The sequence below is a fragment of the Deinococcus sp. genome, assembly GCF_030523985.1.
In the GTDB taxonomy this organism is placed as follows: Bacteria; Deinococcota; Deinococci; order Deinococcales; family Deinococcaceae; genus Deinococcus.
This window is the reverse complement of sequence record NZ_JAUNHK010000038.1, coordinates 5,497-23,354: the sequence shown is the minus strand read 5'-3', so window position 1 is coordinate 23,354 and position 17,858 is coordinate 5,497. Positions and strand designations below refer to the sequence as shown.

17 protein-coding genes and 1 pseudogene are annotated in these 17,858 nt (G+C 67.2%); 6 read left to right on the top strand and 12 right to left on the bottom strand.

Annotated features, from left to right (window positions below; genetic code table 11):
* Together Q4C89_RS07530 and Q4C89_RS07525 are read left to right on the top strand one after the other, a co-directional pair.
* Positions 1-211: pseudogene (locus Q4C89_RS07530) on the top strand (histidine phosphatase family protein); the annotation flags it as partial.
* Positions 212-258: 47 nt separating this feature from the next.
* Positions 259-1,125, top strand: coding sequence for an SMP-30/gluconolactonase/LRE family protein (locus Q4C89_RS07525; RefSeq protein ID WP_303101991.1), 867 nt, complete (start codon positions 259-261; stop codon positions 1,123-1,125).
* A 126-nt stretch (positions 1,126-1,251) separates the two neighbouring features.
* Here Q4C89_RS07525 and Q4C89_RS07520 read toward each other — a convergent pair whose 3' ends face one another.
* The 7 genes from Q4C89_RS07520 to yqeK form a co-directional block, all read right to left on the bottom strand.
* A complete protein-coding gene (locus Q4C89_RS07520; protein WP_303101990.1) occupies positions 1,252-1,932 on the bottom strand; it encodes a tRNA (adenine(22)-N(1))-methyltransferase TrmK in 681 nt (226 codons plus the stop codon).
* Complete coding sequence (locus tag Q4C89_RS07515; RefSeq protein WP_303101989.1) at positions 1,913-2,452, bottom strand: YqhA family protein; 540 nt, start codon at positions 2,450-2,452, stop codon at positions 1,913-1,915. The genes Q4C89_RS07520 and Q4C89_RS07515 overlap by 20 nt, the downstream gene beginning before the upstream one ends.
* A gap of 60 nt (positions 2,453-2,512) precedes the next feature.
* Complete coding sequence (locus Q4C89_RS07510) at positions 2,513-3,079, bottom strand: MOSC domain-containing protein (protein ID WP_303101988.1); 567 nt, start codon at positions 3,077-3,079, stop codon at positions 2,513-2,515.
* A 45-nt stretch (positions 3,080-3,124) separates the two neighbouring features.
* Entirely contained in the window at positions 3,125-5,296 is a 2,172-nt protein-coding gene (locus Q4C89_RS07505; RefSeq protein ID WP_303101987.1) for a phospholipase D-like domain-containing protein, read from the bottom strand.
* 121 nt (positions 5,297-5,417) lie between these two features.
* Positions 5,418-5,768: a ribosome silencing factor gene (rsfS, locus tag Q4C89_RS07500; RefSeq protein WP_303101986.1), complete on the bottom strand. Its 351-nt coding sequence runs from the start codon at positions 5,766-5,768 to the stop codon at positions 5,418-5,420.
* A gap of 42 nt (positions 5,769-5,810) precedes the next feature.
* Positions 5,811-7,151 carry an LCP family protein gene (locus Q4C89_RS07495; RefSeq protein ID WP_303101985.1) on the bottom strand — a complete coding sequence of 447 codons (1,341 nt, stop codon included), beginning with the start codon at positions 7,149-7,151 and terminating at the stop codon, positions 5,811-5,813.
* Positions 7,152-7,850 (bottom strand): bis(5'-nucleosyl)-tetraphosphatase (symmetrical) YqeK, encoded by a 699-nt coding sequence (gene yqeK / locus Q4C89_RS07490; protein WP_303101993.1) that lies wholly within the window; start codon positions 7,848-7,850, stop codon positions 7,152-7,154.
* Positions 7,851-8,009: 159 nt separating this feature from the next.
* Between yqeK and Q4C89_RS07485 the strand changes: the two genes are divergently transcribed.
* Positions 8,010-9,755: an NAD-dependent malic enzyme gene (locus Q4C89_RS07485; RefSeq protein ID WP_303101984.1), complete on the top strand. Its 1,746-nt coding sequence runs from the start codon at positions 8,010-8,012 to the stop codon at positions 9,753-9,755.
* Between the two features lie 60 nt (positions 9,756-9,815).
* Here the strand turns inward: Q4C89_RS07485 and Q4C89_RS07480 are convergent, their stop codons facing one another.
* Positions 9,816-11,198, bottom strand: coding sequence for a DUF4403 family protein (locus Q4C89_RS07480; RefSeq protein WP_303101983.1), 1,383 nt, complete (start codon positions 11,196-11,198; stop codon positions 9,816-9,818).
* A gap of 86 nt (positions 11,199-11,284) precedes the next feature.
* On the opposite strand from Q4C89_RS07480, the gene Q4C89_RS07475 reads away from it, so the two are divergent.
* The 3 genes from Q4C89_RS07475 to Q4C89_RS07465 all read left to right on the top strand — a co-directional run bounded on the left by Q4C89_RS07475 (position 11,285) and on the right by Q4C89_RS07465 (position 14,023).
* The gene (locus Q4C89_RS07475) at positions 11,285-11,713 is read left to right on the top strand and encodes a secondary thiamine-phosphate synthase enzyme YjbQ (protein ID WP_303101982.1); all 429 of its coding nucleotides are present in this window, start codon (positions 11,285-11,287) and stop codon (positions 11,711-11,713) included.
* A 292-nt stretch (positions 11,714-12,005) separates the two neighbouring features.
* On the top strand, positions 12,006-13,028 hold the full coding sequence (gene nos / locus Q4C89_RS07470) for a nitric oxide synthase oxygenase (RefSeq protein WP_303101981.1): 1,023 nt from the start codon (positions 12,006-12,008) through the stop codon (positions 13,026-13,028).
* Positions 13,029-13,147: 119 nt separating this feature from the next.
* Entirely contained in the window at positions 13,148-14,023 is an 876-nt protein-coding gene (locus tag Q4C89_RS07465; RefSeq protein WP_303101980.1) for a neutral zinc metallopeptidase, read from the top strand.
* Between the two features lie 172 nt (positions 14,024-14,195).
* Here the strand turns inward: Q4C89_RS07465 and Q4C89_RS07460 are convergent, their stop codons facing one another.
* From Q4C89_RS07460 to Q4C89_RS07445, 4 genes are all read right to left on the bottom strand, one after another.
* The gene (locus tag Q4C89_RS07460; protein WP_303101979.1) at positions 14,196-15,641 is read right to left on the bottom strand and encodes an ATP-binding protein; all 1,446 of its coding nucleotides are present in this window, start codon (positions 15,639-15,641) and stop codon (positions 14,196-14,198) included.
* A gap of 181 nt (positions 15,642-15,822) precedes the next feature.
* Entirely contained in the window at positions 15,823-16,320 is a 498-nt protein-coding gene (locus tag Q4C89_RS07455) for a hypothetical protein (protein WP_303101978.1), read from the bottom strand.
* A gap of 306 nt (positions 16,321-16,626) precedes the next feature.
* On the bottom strand, positions 16,627-16,974 hold the full coding sequence (locus Q4C89_RS07450; RefSeq protein WP_303101977.1) for a ferredoxin: 348 nt from the start codon (positions 16,972-16,974) through the stop codon (positions 16,627-16,629).
* A gap of 11 nt (positions 16,975-16,985) precedes the next feature.
* Positions 16,986-17,711: an ABC transporter ATP-binding protein gene (locus Q4C89_RS07445; protein WP_303101992.1), complete on the bottom strand. Its 726-nt coding sequence runs from the start codon at positions 17,709-17,711 to the stop codon at positions 16,986-16,988.
* Positions 17,712-17,858 lie beyond the last annotated feature (147 nt).

Below are 17,858 nucleotides of genomic sequence, written 5' to 3'. Positions count from 1 at the left end.
CTGGCTGTCCGAGCTTCCCGGCGGGCGCGTCATCGCCTTTTCGCACTCCATCGCCCTCCGCACGCTGCTTCGCGAGTTGCTGAAGCTGCCGCTGGTCCCGCAGCCGGGCTACCCGATTCCCTACGCCGAACGCATTGGGAACGGGCGCTTCGTGACGCTGGAACGCCGGGGCGGGGTGTGGCGACGGGCCGAGCCGATTCCCCAACGCTGAACGTTTCTCCCTTTTCCCCTGCTGCCACAACCCTTTACCCTGCCCCCATGACCCTCCAGGCCACCCGCCCCGAATTCCTGAGCCTCTTTCCTGCCGGTGCCGAGGCGCGACAGCTCGCAGACGGCTTCACCTGGGCCGAGGGACCGGTGTACGTGCCCTCGCGCAGCGCGGTGATTTTCAGCGACGTGCGCCAGAACCGCACCTGGGCCTGGACCGACGACGGGCAACTGGCCCCCGAAATGAACCCCAGCCACCACCAGAACGGGCATTGCCTGGACGCGCAGGGGCACCTCGTGGCCTGCTCGCACGGGCACCGCCGATTGGAACGCCAGCGCGAACCGGGCGGCGAGTGGGAAGTGCTGGCCGATTCCTTCGAGGGCCAAAAGCTCAACAGCCCCAACGACGTGTGCCTCGCGCCCGACGGCAGCCTGTGGTTTTCCGACCCCACCTACGGCATAGACAAGCCCGAAGAAGGCTACGGCGGCGAGATGGAACTGCCGGGCCGCTGGGTCTTTCGCGTCGCGCCGGACGGCACGTTGAGTGCGCCGATTCGTGACCGGGTCAAGCCCAACGGCCTCGCCTTCACGCGCACGGGCGAGTTGCTGGTGGCCGATACGGGCGACAACCAGACCCACCGCTACCGCGTGCAAGGCGAACACGCCGAGTATCAGGGCGTCCACTTCAGCGTGTCGCCGGGCAAAACCGACGGCCTGCGGGTAGACGAAGAAGGCCGCATCTGGGCCAGCGCGGGCGACGGCGTGCATGTACTGACCGCTGAGGGCGAGGAACTCGGGCGCATCCTGACCCCGCAGACGGTGAGCAACCTGTGCTTCGGCGGGCCGGAAGGCCGCACCCTCTACATGACGGTCAGCACCGAGTTCTGGAGCATCGAGACGGCATTGCGGGGGCTGTAAGTTTCCGGCGGCCTGCGGGGAACCGGGGCAAGCATTCCCGGCCACCAGCAGGCCACTGCATAGGCTTGACATTCCCTGAATACCGCCCTATTCTATTTCTATCACCGTCCGAGAAGGGCGGATTTCTTATTTGGTTTTCGGCAGCAGCTCCAGGGCTTCCCGCGCTTCGGCCAGTTCCTGCCAGGACTCGCGGCCCGGGGCAGCGACGGGGGTGAGCCGTTCGCGGTCGGCTTCTATCTGGGCACGCAGCAGCTCGCCGCCCTCGCGCAGCAGCAGCGGGCCGTAGCGCAGCGCGGCGGCGTCCGGCAGGCCCGCGTAGGCGGGGTCCGTGCCCTCGGCGTGTTCCAGGCGCAGCACCGGATAGGCCCAGTAGCCGGGCAGCAGCCGCTCGGCGGTGATGTGGTAGCCCCGCTCCCGCGCCCACAGCCGCAGCCAGCGCGGGGAGTCGTTGGGTTGCAGCACCAGCGTAGGCGGCAGCTTGTCACCCGCCCGTTCCAGAATCCCGCGAATGGTGTAGGCCCCCATGCCCGTGATGCTGGCGCTCTCGACCTCGCCCGCCGCCAGTGGCCCAAAGCCGTCGCCCTGGCGCACGTCTATCTGCCCAGTCAACCGGGCGCGGGCCACCATGCGCTGCGCCAGAGCGAAGGGGCCGTCGTTGAGTTCGACAGCGACACAGTGCCCCACCCGGCCCTCACGCACCAGCCGCACGGGGAGGCGGGCGTGGTCGGTGCCGATGTCAGCGTGGGTTTTCGCCCGAATCAGTTCCAGCACCGCTTCGAGGCGGGCGTCAAGCGTGGGGCGCGTCATCTCGCTCCTCCTGCCGATTGGGACGCGACAGAATCAGGCTGTAGCCGCTCAGGGCCACGATCATGGCGGCGAGCGCCAGCCCGTAGACCAGCAGGTCGTTGCCGCCCTTCCACTCCAGCGCCACCGAAAAGAAATTGACGCCGAGCGCGACCACCACGATGCCGATGAGCTTCTTCTTGAGGTCGTCGAAACTGTGGATGTGCAGCCACGCGGGCACGTTTTCGATTCGCCCGATGAACAGCGCCTGCATGCCGAAACTCATCGTCAGCAGGGCCATGCCCACCAGCAGCAGGTCGGCCTGCTCCACGGCGGCGACCATCAGGTGCTTGGCGGTACCGTCTTCGCCCAGGTGCCGCATGGCCTGGGAAATGGTGCGGTACGCCTGAAAAATGGCCGCCACGAACAGGGCGAGGCTGAACACCGCCGAACTGAACACGCCGAGTTCGACAATCAGACGGGTCAGGCCGAAAACGCCTTTGACCGTGCGCGGCAAGCGGGAAGGAGGACGCGACGAACTCACCGCGTCAGGTTAACGCCGTTTGCGCGAGGGCCGCGCCTCCTTCGGTGGTGGGCAGGCGAATCAAGGCCCCTCCTGCCAGGGCTTCACCGCGTCGCCCACCCGCAGTGTCCCGCCGCGAATCACCCGCGCCGTGAGGCCGCCGTGCCCGCGCACCGCGTTGTAGCCGCCCGGCCCCAGCGTTTCTTCCATCCGCGAACAGGGGTGGCACTCGCCCGTGCCTTCCAGCACGACTTCACCGATCTGAAAACGCCGATCCTTGAGCGCCAGCAGCGGAATCCCGCTGACCAGCAGGTTGCGCCGCAGCTGTTCGGGGGCCACCGATTCCAGGCCGACGAGTGCGGCAATCACGGGCAGGTGCTCGGCCTGAATCAGCGTGACCTGCCGCCTGCCGGGGCCACCGGGAATGGCCGGGGCATGGGCGGGCGTCACCGCTTCGCCGGGTTCTCCGCTCAGGGCGGTCAGGCGCGGCGGGGCCGTCTTGCCGTGGTCGCCCAGCAGCCCGACGAGGGGATGCGCCTGCACTTGCGGCACGCTCAGCACTGGCAGGCGGCGGCCCTCGCGCAGGCCAATCCAGTCCAGCCGCCCGGCACGGGGAAAGGTCGAGCGCAGGTCGTGGATGGTCGTCACGTCTTCAGCTTAGCCGTACCGGAAGGAGGCCACCCTACACGCCACCTACGGCGAGGGCAGTTCCAGCGGCTCGGCCTGGGCCCAGGCCGCGTCGTACATCTGGCGAAATTGGCTGAGCGTGGCAGAGTCGTTGGTGGTCGCCACCGCTTCGTTCAGGCCGATTGGTCCCTGTGTCCACGAGGAATAGTGCATGTTGAGGCTGCCGACGGTCAGCACGTCGTCGGTCAGGGTGGCTTTGGCATGGACCGGCACCGGGAACAGGCGCACCTGAAACCGTTCGAGCGGCAAACCTTCGCGCTCCATCACGTGGCGGATGTAGCCCACGGCGATGCGGTTTTCCAGCGCGCCGATTTGCAGGGTGGGGTCGGTCAGCAGCCGCACGGGAACGCCGCGCCGCAGGGCGTCCAGCACGGCGGTCAGGTAAGGCAACTGGTCGCGCCCGGTACACATGGTCGGATTGAGCAGCGCCACCATGCAGGTGATGTTCATGCTGAAGTTGACGTGCATCAGGTCGAGGCGGGTCTGGGTGCCGTTCATCAGGGCCAGCAGCGCGTCGTTGGCCTGCGTTTCTCCCTGGCGGCGGTACAGGCTCATCACGCGAACGTCGTTTTGCGCGGTCAGCCGCCGTGTCTGGTGCACCACTTCGGCATGTCTGAGCGGAGTGGACTTGGTCAACTCGCAGTGTTTCCGGTCTTCACCCTGATCACAACTGACCTGCTTGCTGCGTTCCCACAGGTCGTCGAAGACCGCTATGCCGTCTTGCGCCGCAGGTCCGTCCGTCACCAGCGCGAGGTCAAAGAGCCCCTTGCGCCGCTTGTCGTCCGGGGTGGGCGGATAGTGGACGAAGGAGTAGTTGAAGCCCGCCGTGACCAGCCGCTCACCGTCAATCACCAGCAGTTTGACGTGGCTGTGCGGATAGGTTCCGGCGTAGTTGCCCAGCCGCACCTGCCAGCCCACCGCCGGGTCACTGAGCGGCACGCCCGAGGCCTTCAGGTCGTCCAGCAGGTTCCAGACCTGCGCGCCCCACTCGAACAGGCTGAGCACCGGATAGTTGCCCAGCGTCAGCGCCACCTGCATGCCCCCCGGATAGGCGGCGGGGTCGGCCTTGACTTTGGCGTACAGCCGCGCCAAGGCGTCGGTCAGGGTACGCCCAGGGCTTCGCGGCCCGCTGGAATACTCCATGGTGGTAAACAGCACCTCGCGCCGGGCCTGCGCCACCATGTCGCCCACATCCTGAAAAGCGATATGCCGCATGTCATCGCTGCCTGGCATGTCCAGCAGCTCGACCACCCGGTTGCCGCAGGAAAGGTCGGGACGCCCGCCACGGGTGTACACGTCCCAGGCGCGGCGCAGCAGCCCCGGTGCGGGCGGGGGGCACCCTGGCAGGTTGGCGGGTTTGGGAAGGGCCAGCGGTGAAGTGTCCACGGGCCTGGAGGTCATGAACTCGCCCACAGCGCGGGTCGTGCTGCTGACACTGAGCAGCGCCAGCAGGCCCAGGGTCGCCACCACCCAGACCTGCCGCGCCGAGGCGTTGGGGTGGTCAGGCCGCCCGGCCCAGCGCCGTGCCACCCCCGCCAGCGCCGCACCCACCGCCCAGCTCCAGCCCAGGTGCAAGATGACCAGCCCGACGACCAGCAGCGCCACGATGCCGACCCGAGTTTGAATGAGGGTGGCGACGGGCAACAGATGAAACAGCGCCATCACCACGCCGCCGCCCAGTATGGCCCCAGCGGTCGCCGCCAGCGCCACACGCCACGCCTGAGACGCCCGCAGCAGCAAAAAGCCCAGCAGCGTGCCGCTGAGCAGGCCGTATACGCCCGCCACCAGCAGCAGCGCCAGCGGTTGCCACTGTTTCAGGGTCGGCACGAACGCGCCGTTGGTGGACACCACGCCCAGCGCACTGAGCAGCAGCGTGGGAATCACCAGCAGCCCGCCCGTCACGCCCAGCGCCACGCTGAAGCGGTAGGGGCCGGTCTGGGGCCGCACCCCCAGCGGCGAGAGCGCAAACGACCGGGCACTCAGCGCCCCCATCAATGCAAAACCCGCCGCGATGCACACATAGGCCACCACGACGAGCAAAAAGGCCAACAGGAGGGTCTGCTTTTGCGCCAGGGTCTGCACGGTGCCCGGCAGCACCAGCATCAGCAGAAACAGGCTCAGCCCCGCACCTGCGGCGGCGGCGACAGACCAGCGAAGGAAGCGAGACGCATCTCCCATGCCCCACAGTGTGGCACCGCTTGTCGGAAAAATCACAGCGAACGATGGTCACAGTGCTCTGAAATTTTCCAGTTCGCCCGGCGGTTCTAGACCGCGAGGCTATGGGTCACGGGGGTACGGGTCAGAAATCCAGGACTTTGGCGTCGCTCCACAGCCCTTCGAGGTCGTAGTACTCGCGGGCGTCCTTGGTCATGATGTGGACCACGATGGAGCCACCGAAGGCCAGCAGCAGCCAGCGCTCGCTGGGGCCTTCGACGCTGGGGCGCGGCAGGCCGGCTTCCTGGGCCTTCTCGCGGATGTTTTCCTGCACGGCGTTGAGTTGCAGTCCGGCAGTGGCGGTGCAGATCACGAAGTATTCCAGGCTGCTGCTCACGTCGGTCAGGTCGAGGGCGACCACGTCTTCGGCGCGGCGTTCGCGGGCGGCCTCCACGATGGCCTGAAGTTGGGTTTTGATTTGGGGTTCCAGTTGCATGCAGTCTCCAGAAAAAATGGGTGAGGGTGAAAAAAGCGGCGCTCAGGGCGCGGGCGGCGAGGACGGCTGAAGCGTGCCTGCCGCTGACTTGACTCTAGGATAGGCCGGAACCAGCGCGGCGAGGCTCTGGGCAGCGTCACTTCCCAGCAGAATACCGACTTCGCCTGCCGCGACTGGGAAGCGTTCACCTTGCAGCCGGGGCAGGTTCAGCGTGTCGGCGAGGTGACTGGCGGCGGCCACGTCCGGCCCGGTCAGCACCTGACTGGCTTCGCGGCTGGTCGGCAGGGTCTGCACCTCGGTTTCGCGGTAGCCCAGCACCCGCAGCGCCCGCACCAGCCTCGGCCCCAGGCCCGCGCCGCTGGCGTCCCAGATCTTGACCCGCACCTGGGGTTCCTCGACGCCCAGCGCCGCGTCGTCCGGCCCCCAGACCTGGGCCAGCCGCTCGGGGTTGACCGCCAAGTTGTAACTGCCGGGAATGGGGTCGGTGGGCAGGGTGGCAAAACGCAACTTGAGGCTGGACAGGTGCGGCACCAACTGGGTCAGCAGCGCGGGGTCTACGTCGGTTTCCACGCCGTCGCCCACGCCCCCCAGGATGGTCGGCAACGCGGCGAGTCCTTGCGGGGTCTTGAGCTTGCCGGCCAGTTGGGTCAGGGCCTGTTTCTGGTGGTCGATGCGCCCGTAATCGTCCCCGAAGCCCTTGCGAACGCGCAGGAACCACACAGCCTCCTGGCCCTCCAGGTGGTGCTTGCCCGGCGCGAGGTTGAGGTTGACGCCCGCCGCCTGGTCCACCCACTCGATGCCGGGTTCGGGCACGGTCACGTCCAGACCGCCCAGCGCGTCTATCACCCGCTCGACGTAATCGGTGCGGACAATCACATAAGAGTCCACCTTTTCGCCCGTGATGTCCTCCACGGCGCGGGTCAGCGCCTCGGGGCCGCCTGACCAGTATTTGCCGTTGATTTTCTGTTCGGCGGCGGTTTTTTGGTAGTCGTACTCGCCCACGTTGGTGTCGCGGGGAATATTCAGGACGTTGATGCCCGAGTTGGATACCTTGACCAGCATCAGGGTATCGGTGTTCGCCATGGAGCCTTCGTAGAGGTTTTCGCGCTGGTTCTGGTCTTTACAGGGCTGGCGGTAGTAGCAGTACACCACGTCGCGCCCAGCGAGCAGCAGCGTCACCTGCGGCACTTCGCCCGCCACCAGCGGGGCCGCGCCACGGCCCGAAGTCAGCAGGGCGTAGCTGCCCAGCGACAGGGCCGACAGCGACAGCCCGAAGACCTGCCACGCCCGCCGCCGTCTGGCGGTACGGTGAGGGTCGGGGGCAGGCGGCGGGGCAGGCGAGCTGGTGGGAGGAGTGGAAAAGGAGTTCGGCTTCAAGTCCACTCAGTGTCTTCCTTCCGGATGAGTTTCTGGCCTGACTGAGTTTTTGACCTGACTCTGGGCTTCTGGCCTGACTCTGGCTTCCTCGCGGACCGGCCCCAAAACCAGCCGGGGCGGGTGCTGAAGGGCGTGGTAAGTCGCCAGCGTGCGCGGATGCACCTGAATGCCGCGTCCCTGAAGATAAGTGACCTTGGAATTGATGGCCTGCCGCAGCGCCGCGTCACGGTCACGCAGGGCCAGTTCACGGATGTCGGCATTGACCCCGCGCCCCGGTTCGGACACGTCGGCAATGTAGACGCAGGCGGCGACCACACTGGCGCAGCCGTGACGCGGCCCGGTGGTGTGGTCTTCGACGGCGTCCAACACTTCGGTGTGCGGATAACCCCAGCGTTCCAGCAGGGTGCGGGCCGCCCGCCCGTGCAGCGCCAACGGATGCGCCCAGTCGATGTCGCACTCCGGCGGGGCCAGGCGCAGCAGTTCGTGGTCGGGCAGGTCGCGGGCGATGTCGTGCAGGATGCCCGCCGCGTACGCCTGCGCCACCTGTTCGTGGCTCAGCCCACTGGCCTGGGCAATCTGCCGGGCGAGCTCGGCGACCCGCAGCACATGTTCGTAGCGCCGGGGTTTGACCATCAGCCGCACCCGCTCCTGCCAGATGTGCAGGTCATGCAGCGGAGCGGGGTCCACGCTGAACCAGGAAACCATCACTTGAAGCGCCTCATGCGGGCTGGCGCACCCTTTCCCACACCATAAGGGGCAGTATACGACCTCCAGTCATTCGGACTTCCCCAAAAATTGCACTCGGCCCAGGCGGGGCGCGTTTCGGGCGGGCAGCGGGGGCGGCGCGGGTATGCTGACCGGGCTATGCCCAAGTCTCCTCCTGTTTCCCGCTACTACGATGTCAAGCGCGACGAAGACGGTCAGCGTTACATCGAGGTCAAGGTCACTGGCCTCGCCCTGCTGCAAAACCCGCTGCTCAACAAGACCACGGGCTTTACCGAGGAAGAGCGCCGCGAACTAGGCCTGGAAGGACTGATTCCGCCGCACGTCAGTTCGTTCGAGGAGCAAAAGGAGCGCACCTACCTGCGCTACCTCGACTCGCCTAGCGACCTCGCCAAGCACGAGTATCTGCGGGCGCTGCAAGACCGCAACGAGGTGCTGTTCTACGCCATTCTGGAAGACCACCTCGAAGAAATGCTGCCGATCATCTACACCCCCACGGTGGGCGAGGCGGTCAAGTCGTACTCCAACAACTACCGCTACCCACGCGGCTTTACCGTCAGCACCCAGGACATAGACCGGGTGGAGGACATGCTCGACAACGTTTCGGTCAACGACGTGCGCATGATCGTCGCCACCGATTCGAGCGCGATTCTGGGCATCGGGGACCAGGGCTTTGGGGGCATGGCGATCAGCATCGGCAAACTCAGCCTCTACACGGCGGCGGGCGGCGTCGGCCCCGACAAGACCCTGCCCGTGGAACTGGACGTGGGCACCAACCGCCAGGATTTGATCGACGACCCGCTGTACCTGGGCGTCCACCACCCGCGCTGGCAGGGGGCGCAGTACGACGAATTTCTGGACGCCTTCGTCGAGGCGGTGGCGGCGCGGTATCCCAAGGCCATCATTCAGTGGGAAGACTTCTCGCGGGGCACGGCTTTCCGGGTGCTGGAGCGTTACCGCAAGGTCATTCCCAGCTTCAACGACGACATCCAGGGCACGGGCGCGATGGCGCTCGCCGGACTGCTGCGGGCCTCGCGCATGAAGGGCGAATTCCTGACCGACCAAGTGTTCGTGGTGGTCGGGGCCGGGGCCGCCGGAATCGGGGTGGCGAGCGCCATCCGGCAGGGGCTGGAGGCCGAGGGCCTGAGCTACGAGGAAGCGAGTGGGCGCGTGTTTGTCGTGGATCGCTACGGCCTGCTGATGGAAGGCCAGCCCGACCTCGAAGTGCAGCAGATGAGCTTCGTGCGCCGCCGCAGCGACCTGCACGGCTGGACGTTCGAGGGCGAGTACCCCACGCTGCACGAGGTCATCGTGAATTCGGGGGCCACGGCGCTGCTCGGCTTTACCGGGGTGGCGGGCCTGTTCCGCGAGGCCGACGTCCGGGCGATGCTCAGGCACACGCCCCGGCCCATCGTCTTTCCGCTCTCCAACCCGTCGAGCCACGTCGAGGCCCAGCCCCGCGACCTGGTCGAGTGGACGGCGGGGGGCGCGATTATCGCCACGGGCAGCCCCTTCCCCGACGTGCCGCACGGCGATCAGGCCATTCCTGTGGGGCAGGGCAACAACGCCTTCATTTTTCCGGGGCTGGGCTTCGGGGCCGTGGTCAGCCGCGCCCGCGAAATCACCGACAACATGGTGATGGCCGCCGCCCTGACCCTGGCGGAATACACCACCCAGCACCATCCCCACCTCGTCTACCCGCCCATCAGCGAACTGCGCGAACTCAGCATTCATGTGGCGGTGCGCGTGGCGGAGCAGGCCATTCAGGACGGTGTGTGTGCCGAGCGCAAGGTGCGAAACCTGAGCCGCGAAGAACTGGAAGCGGTCATCCGCGAGCGGGCCTGGATTCCCAAGCCGCTGCCGCTGCGCCGGGGCAAGGGGGTTTGAAGGGCAAAGGGCTGATAGCAGATGGCAGATGGCTTTGATAAAGCAGTTTGACCCTCCGCGTCAGCGTGCCAGCAGCGCCCCCGCGTCTACCTGCGCCTGTAACTTGCCCCCAGCCTGGGCGGTGACGACGAGGGCGGCGGGTTGCACCTGAACCGACTGCACCCTGAGCGTCCCCACCGTGCCGCTGACCTGGATACCGGGGAGCGGGGTGAAGGGCAGCCGCGCCTGCGCCTGCGCTCCGGCGCGGGTGAGCAGCGGGCCGAGGTCGAAGCGGGCGGCCTTCGCCACGAACGCCTGGGCGCGGGCGTCGGCCAGCCAGGACACGGCCTTGCCTGTCAGTCCCTCGCGGCGGGTCTGCACCTGCACGTCGCGCAGCGAGAGGACACGGCCCTCACCGGAAAGGGCGGGGGTTCCGGTCACGTCGGTGGTGGCCTGCAAGCTCAGGCCGAGTGGCCCGTCCAGCCGCGTCCTGACCGTGACCCCAAGCCGCGTGCCCAGGGGCTTCACCTGCACGCCCGTGACCCGGAGCACCGGCTTGCCCGGCACGTCCAGGGTCAACGTCTGCTGCTGCGCGTAGCGGGTGGCGAGGGCCGAAAGTTCGGGGTAAGGCAGGCGGAGGGGCACGGCCAGTTCGATTCCCGGCGTCCCGACGGGTCCGACCTTGAGCGGCGGCAGCGGCACGGTCCCCTGCGGCAGCTGGGCGGGCGGCTGGCCCAACGTCGCTTGCAGGTCAAGCACGGCCCCCACGTCCAGCTTGAGGGCGTCGGGGGTGAGGCGCGGCGGGGTCACGCTCAGGCCCAGCGGACGCACCAGCGCATAGGCGGGTTCGGACGTGGGAAGCGCCCAGGGACGCTGCGCCCTGGCCCAGAGCGTTTCGGCGCGCTGCCGCAGATTGGCCCCCTCGCGCACCTGCCGCTCAAGCTGTGCGCTCAGCTTGCCCAGTTGCTCCCGCACCTGCGTGTCGGCCAGCGACTGCACGCTGAATTTCATGCCTTTGCCCAGGTCGACTGCCAGCGGGTCGGTCCAGTGGTGCTCGGCGGCCACTTTGACCCCGACTTCCCACTGCGGGGTGACATACGGTGTCAGGCGCAGGGTGACGGTGGCGGCCCCGCCAAAGTCGCGGGCCAGCGCCGCCATCATGCCGCCCGGTTCGGCGCGGAAAGCGGCACGGATGGGCACGCTGAGAAGGAGCGCGTCGCCCTCGGCCTTCACGCTGACCTGGGCGCTGCGGGTCACGGTGCCGCGAATCCGCACCTGCACGGCCCCGCCGAGGAGGCTCTGGGTCTGGTCTATCTGGGCAAACTGCTGCGGCACCTGCGCGTTGACGGCCTGCTGCACGCCTGAGAGCGGCACCTGCACCGGCAGGGCAAGGGTCGAAGCGGCCTCGGCAGCGGGCAGGGACATGCCCAGAGTCAACAGCACAGGCGTGAGAAAACGGCGCATGGGACAAAGGGTAGAGCGTGGAGGGTGAAGGGTAGAGGGACACTCTCACCCTCTGCCCTCTACCCTCCACGCCTTACCCTTTCCCTATGTGGACCCAGCATCACCTGACCCTGCCCCCGCAGCGGCGCGGCTTTCACCTCATCACCCGCGAAGTCGTGGCCGCCGTGCCCGAACTCGCCAAGGTGCGCGTGGGCCTGTTGCACGTCTGGATTCAGCACACCTCGGCCAGTTTGACGGTCAACGAAAACGCCTCGCCGGACGTGCGGCGTGATTTCGAGCGGTATTTCAACCACGCCGTACCCGACGGCTGGCCTGCGTTCGAGCACACCCTGGAAGGCCGGGACGACATGCCCGCCCACATCAAGGCGAGCGTGTTGGGGCCGTCGCTCACGCTGCCTGTCAGCGCGGGGCGGCTGGCGCTGGGGACGTGGCAGGGGATTTATCTGTGCGAACACCGGGACGATGGTGGGGCGCGGCGGTTGGTGCTGACGTTGCAGGGGGAGGTTGGGGGCTGAGGCTTCAGCTTTTTGCCCCAACCCCCAACCCCTATCCCCAGGGGGGACAGGGGCTTTGACGCTGGCGCTGTGCACATGGCGATGAGTTCGCTGGCCTGACGGTGTTTCTCGGTTGCACGGGGGCTGGACGCTGCCGTTTCTCTGTTCGTGTGTGGCCCGTGCGCTTCGCGCCCGACGGCCCTGGAATTCTGCGTTTCTCGGTTTTTGGTGGCGGTCGGTTTTGGAGCCTTCGGCCCCTCCCCTCAATAGAGCAGGGGACATTCCCCGGCTTTCCGCTCGGTAAGGTGGGGGGATGCCTGCGCCGCTGCCCCCTGAAGTCGCTGACTTTCTGACCCGTTACCACGCCGAGACGGGGACGCCGGGGCTGGCGGCGCGGTTGGCGGGGGCGGCAGGGGGGTGGATGCCCACACCCGCCGAACTGACCTGGGCGGCCAAGGTGGCGTGGCGCAATTCGACGCGCTGTGTGGGGCGACTGTACTGGGAGGCGCTGGAGGTGCGCGACCTGCGCGGGCTGGACACGCCAGAATTGGTCTACGCGGCCCTGCTGGAGCATCTGCACGACGCCTTTTGCGGGGGGCACATCCGGCCCGTCATCAGTGTGTTCGGCCCCGGCGTGCGGCTGCATAATCCGCAACTCATCCGCTACGCCGACGACCCGCTGAATGCCGAATTCGTGGCGCATCTCGCCCGGTACGGCTGGCAACCGAGCGGCGCACGTTTCGAGGTCTTGCCGCTGCTGATCGAGGTCGGCGGACAGACGCGGCTCTTTGACCTGCCGCCCGACGCCGTGCAGGAAGTCGCCATCACCCACCCCGACTGCCCCGGCGTGGATGAACTGGCGCTGCGCTGGCACGCCCTGCCCGTCATCAGCGACATGCGGCTGGACCTGGGCGGGCTGCGGTTGCCCTGCGCCTTCAACGGCTGGTACGTGCAGACCGAGATTGCCGCCCGCGACCTGGCTGACACTGACCGTTACGACGCCCTGCCCGCTGTCGCCCGCGCCCTGGGCCTGGACACCCAGCGGGAGCGCACGCTCTGGCGGGACCGGGCACTGGTCGAGCTGAACGTGGCGGTGCTGCATTCCTTTGACCGGGCCGGGGTCAAACTGGCCGACCACCACACGGTCACGGCGCACCACGTCCGCTTCGAGGAGCGCGAGGCCCGCGCCGGGCGCGAGGTGCGCGGCAAATGGTCCTGGCTGATTCCGCCGCTGTCGCCCGCCACCACGCCGCTGTGGAGCCGCAGTTACCGGGGCCGCGAGGAGTCGCCGCGCTTCGTGCGGATGTCTGGGGGCTGCCCCCACCGGGCGGAATAACCCACGTTAAAGGTTCCGGGGGGGTTTGCCCGTTAGCATAGGCGGCAACTGCCTGCACCACGACCTGCCCGCCAGACGGCAGACGGCGGCACCAGACCACACCCACAGGAGTCCGAAACATGGATTGGAAAAACTTACCCGGCGGCGGCAACATCGAAGACAGACGCGGAGGCGGCGGCCTGCCCGGAGGCGGCCTCGCGGTAGGCGGCGGTATCGGCGGCCTGATCCTGGCCCTGATTGCCATGTTCTTCGGGATCGACCCCGGCATCATCACTGGCGGCGGACAGCAGCCCCCCGTGCAGACCCAGACGCAACCCACCCAGACCGCGCCCGACCAGCAGGACACCGAATATCAGTTCGTGGACCGCATCGTGGCGAGCACGGACCGCACCTGGACGCAGATTTTCCAGCAGTCGGGCCGCCAGTACACCAAGCCCACGCTGGTGCTGTTCAACCAGTACGTGCAGAGCGCGTGTGGTCAGGCCAGCTCCGCGACGGGCCCCTTCTACTGCCCGCTCGATTCCAAGGTGTACCTCGACACCAGCTTTTTCGCCACGATGGACCGCAGGCTCGGCGGCGGCGGCGACTTCGCCTACTCCTACGTGATTGCCCACGAGGTCGGCCACCACGTCCAGAACGAACTGGGCCTCGCCGAGCAGGTCGAGCGCAAGCAGCGCAGCGCCCGCACCGAAGCCGAAGCCAACTCCTACGGCGTGCGGCTGGAGCTTCAGGCCGACTGCTTCGCAGGCGTGTGGGGCAACAGCGTCAAGGGCTCTGACATGGCGAACCTGACCCAGGACGATATCCGCGAGGCCATCAACACCGCCGCCGCCATCGGGGACGACACCCTGCAAAAGCAGGGGCAGGGGCGCGTGGTGCCCGATTCCTTCACCCACGGCACCAGCCAGCAGCGCATGAACTGGTTCATGAAGGGTTTCCAGACGGGCAACCCCAACCAGTGCGATACCTTCAGCCAGCCGTATAACCAGCTCTGAGGGCGGGAAAGACCCCTCACCCCGTTGCTTTCGCAACGCCCCTCTCCCCTGGGTAGAGGGGTTTTTTGGCTGGTTTCCGATATGGATAGAAAAGAAGCGTAGGCACAAGGCTTACGCTTCTTTTCCTTAGAATATTGGACTTTTGGACCCTTCCACCGCGCTCCAGGCGCAATCAGTTCCAGCGTCCGCCGCGTTCGCGCTTCGTTTCGGGTTCGGGGGCGGCGTACAGTTCCTCGGCCCGCGACAGTTTGCGGCGTCCATACAGCCCTTCGAGGATGAATTCGGCGGCAGACACGCGCACGGCGTCGTCGCTACTCCCTGCCACCTGCGCGGCGAAATCGCTCAGGCCGGGGACTTCGCCCGTCGCCTTGAAGGCCGCGCTGCTGTCGCCGCCCTGCGGGAAGCGGAACACGTTGCCCTGGTCGAACCACTTTTCCAGCTCACGGGTGTCGGCGCTGCCGTAGCTCCGGGCATAGGCCGCGCCCGCCGCCTTGCGAATCAGGTCCTTGGCGACATTGTCGGCGCCCTTGAGTTCGCCTTCGTATTCCAGTTCCATCTTGCCCGTGATGGCGGGGAGGCCCGCGTACACGTCGGCCACGCGCACCACCGGGGCGTCACCGGAAACGAGGCTGCGGCGCTCGGCGTTGGCGCAGGCGAGTTCCATCAGCGAAATCGGCAGGCGCTGCGACACGCCCGAGAGCTTGTCGATGCGCCCGTCTTCACGCGCTTGGAAGGCGATGTCTTCAATCAGTTCGGCGATGAAAGGCGGCACCGTCACGCTGCTGTCTTTGACGGCTTCCTGCGCGGTGATGTCCATGCCGAGGCGCACGTCGGTGGGGTAGTGGGTGCGGATTTCCGAGCCGATGCGGTCTTTGAGCGGCGTCACGATTTTGCCGCGTGCGGTGTAGTCCTCGGGGTTGGCGGAGAACACCAGCATCACGTCGAGTTCGAGGCGAATGGGGTAGCCCTTAATCTGCACGTCGCCCTCTTGCAGGATGTTGAACAGCGCCACCTGCACCTTGGGCGCGAGGTCGGCCAGTTCGTTGACGGCAAAAATCCCCCGGTTGGCGCGGGGCAGCAGCCCGAAGTGCATGGAACGCACGTCGCCTAAGGACGTGCCCAGGCGGGCGGCCTTGATGGGGTCCACGTCACCGATGAGGTCGGCCACGGTGACGTCGGGGGTCGCCAGTTTTTCCACGTAGCGGTCGGCACGGGGCAGCCAGCGAATCGGCAACTCCAGCCCGTGCGCTTCGAGCAGGTGCTTGCCTTCCGCGCCAATCGGGTTGAGGGGGTCGTCGGGCATGTCCACGCCGTCAATGACGGGCACTTCTTCGTCCAGCAGGCCCGTGATAGCCCGCAGAATCCGGCTCTTGGCCTGACCGCGCAGCCCCAGCAGGATGAAGTTCTGGCGGGCGAGCAGCGCGTTCACCAGTTGGGGAATCACAGTGTCGTCGTAGCCCACCACGCCGGGGAACAGCTCCTCTCCTGCGCGGAGCTTGCGCGTCAGGTTTTCGCGCACCTCGTCCTGCACCAGGCGCACCTGACCGTCGAAAGGTTTGCGGCCCGCGTAGGCCGGGGTTTGCAACAGTTCACCGAGGGTTCTGGGCTTGACCGTCATGGGCGAAACGTACCACGCTCCCCGGCGCGGGAATGTGCCGCAGAGCGCGGGGTTTATCGGCAACGTGCAAAGTCGGTATCAAGCCTCCTGTGCCGACTGGCTTTGAGCTCTGGGCCATGAGCCATGAGGAGGCTGTTCAGAGCTCATGGCCCACAACTCATGGCGATGAACTTCGACCTCTTTAGCTGGCGCTGGCGCTGCTGGATGCCGAGCTCGCCTGGTCGTCCTCCAGCACCTTGAACGCGCAGACGACGGCCAGCGCCGCGAGTTCCAGCGGGACACCCTCGGCTTTGAGGTTCACGTCTTTGCCGTCCACCACGCCGCCGATGCGCCCGCTGACCCGCCCGCCGCGTTCTTCGAGGCGCACGTCCTTGCCGCTGATCCGCCCGGAAAAGCGTCCCTGCACGTCGCCCTGGCGAAGGTCGAGCCGCAGCGAATCGCCTTCAACCTGCCCGCCCAGCCGCACGTCCACGCTGCTGAGGCTGGCCTGACCGTGAACGTCGAAGCCCGCCACCACGCCGCCCACGCGCCCGGAAACTTCGTTGCCCCGGCGGGTAAGGTGAATGTCTTTGCCCTGGATGTTGCCGCCGATACGCCCGGCCAGCTTTTGCCCGTCCCAGTCGGCGTGCAGGTCATAGCCGGAGGTCAGTCCGCCGATACGTCCGTCGATTCTGCTCATGTCGCCAGTACGTCGGCAGGACGGCGAGGGTTGCCCGAGAGCGCGGGGTGGGCGACCTTCATTCGTCGCTGCCCAGTGCCCTCAGCAGGTCGTAAATGTCCACCGACGTCGCTTTGCGCGGCGCCCGCACCGCATTCCTATGTTCGTGACGACCCAACCACCAAAGAAATCGGCGCATATTCCCCCCATTCATCGCCTGACAGCGGCGAAGCTGACCGTATCCTGATTTGAAATTAAGAAAATCTTAAATCAGGATACGGTCAAGGGGTGTGATTTTCCTCTCAAAACGCTGAGAAGTCGTGAGGGTCAGGGCTGCGGCGGGCCATAGCGCCCGGTCACAGGCAAATCTGCACCGTCTTGCACGGCCTGGGCCACTGCTTTAGCTGCGGGGAAATCCAGGCCCGCGTACCACGCCTGCTCAAGCTGGCCCTCCCTTTCGCGGTAGACGCACAGGGTCGGGCCGTACTTGCACGCACCCAGACAGCCGCTCTGGGTCAGGCGCACCGTGCCGCCCGCCTTGTAGTAGGCCAGCCCTTCGCGCTCCAGCCAGTTCCAGAGGGCTTTGTACAGCAGCACCGAGTCGCGCTGCTGGCAGCTTTGGCCCTGGCACAGCAACAGGTGGCCGTTGGTGGAAAAGTATTTGGGTTGAGTCATATAGGAATCCCTCAGTCTACAGGCAGCACCACCAGCCGCCCGCTTTGCTCGACAACTTCGGCCCGCACGCCGTAGGCCGCCGCGATGTTCCTTGGCGTCAGCACCTCGCCCGGCGTGCCAGCCGCCATGACCTGCCCCTGGTGCAGCAGCAGCACACAGTCGGCACGGGCCGCCAGATTCAGGTCGTGCAGCACGGCCACCACGCCCAGCCCCGCCGCCACCTCTCGCCGCAGCGAACGCATCAGGTCGAGGGCGTAGGCGAGGTCGAGGTGGTTGGTCGGTTCGTCCAGCAGCAGCATCTGCGGCTCTGACGCCAGAGCGCGGGCCAGCGCCACCCGCTGCCGCTCCCCGCCCGAGAGTTCGGTGACGCGCCGTGCCTCGAACTGCCGGGTGTCGGTGCGTTCCAGCGCGGCGTTGATGGCGTCCTCGTCGGCCTGCGACCAGGGCCGGGTGGGAATCAGGCCCCAGCGCCACTCGCCCGCCCCCCGGCCCAGCGCCACCACGTCGCGCACCCGCGTTTCGGGCGGCAACCCCTCGGACTGCGCCAGATACGCCAGCCGCCGCGACCGCTCGGCCCGGCTCCACTCGCCCAGCGGACGGCCCGCCAGACAGACCTCTCCCCCGTCCAGCGGACTCAGGCCCAGCAGGGCGCGGAGCAGCGTGCTTTTGCCCGCCCCGTTCGGCCCGATGATGGCGGTCAGTTCTCCAGCCCAAAACTCAGCATCTACCCCGCGCACCGCCAATGTCCGGCCCGCCCTGACTTCCAGCCCCTTGGCCTCCAGCAGCACCCCACGCTGTCGGCCCTCCGCCCTCTGCCCTCCACCCTCCGCCCTCTGCGTCCTAGCCATTTTCCCGCCTCAGCAGCCACAGGAAAAACGGCCCGC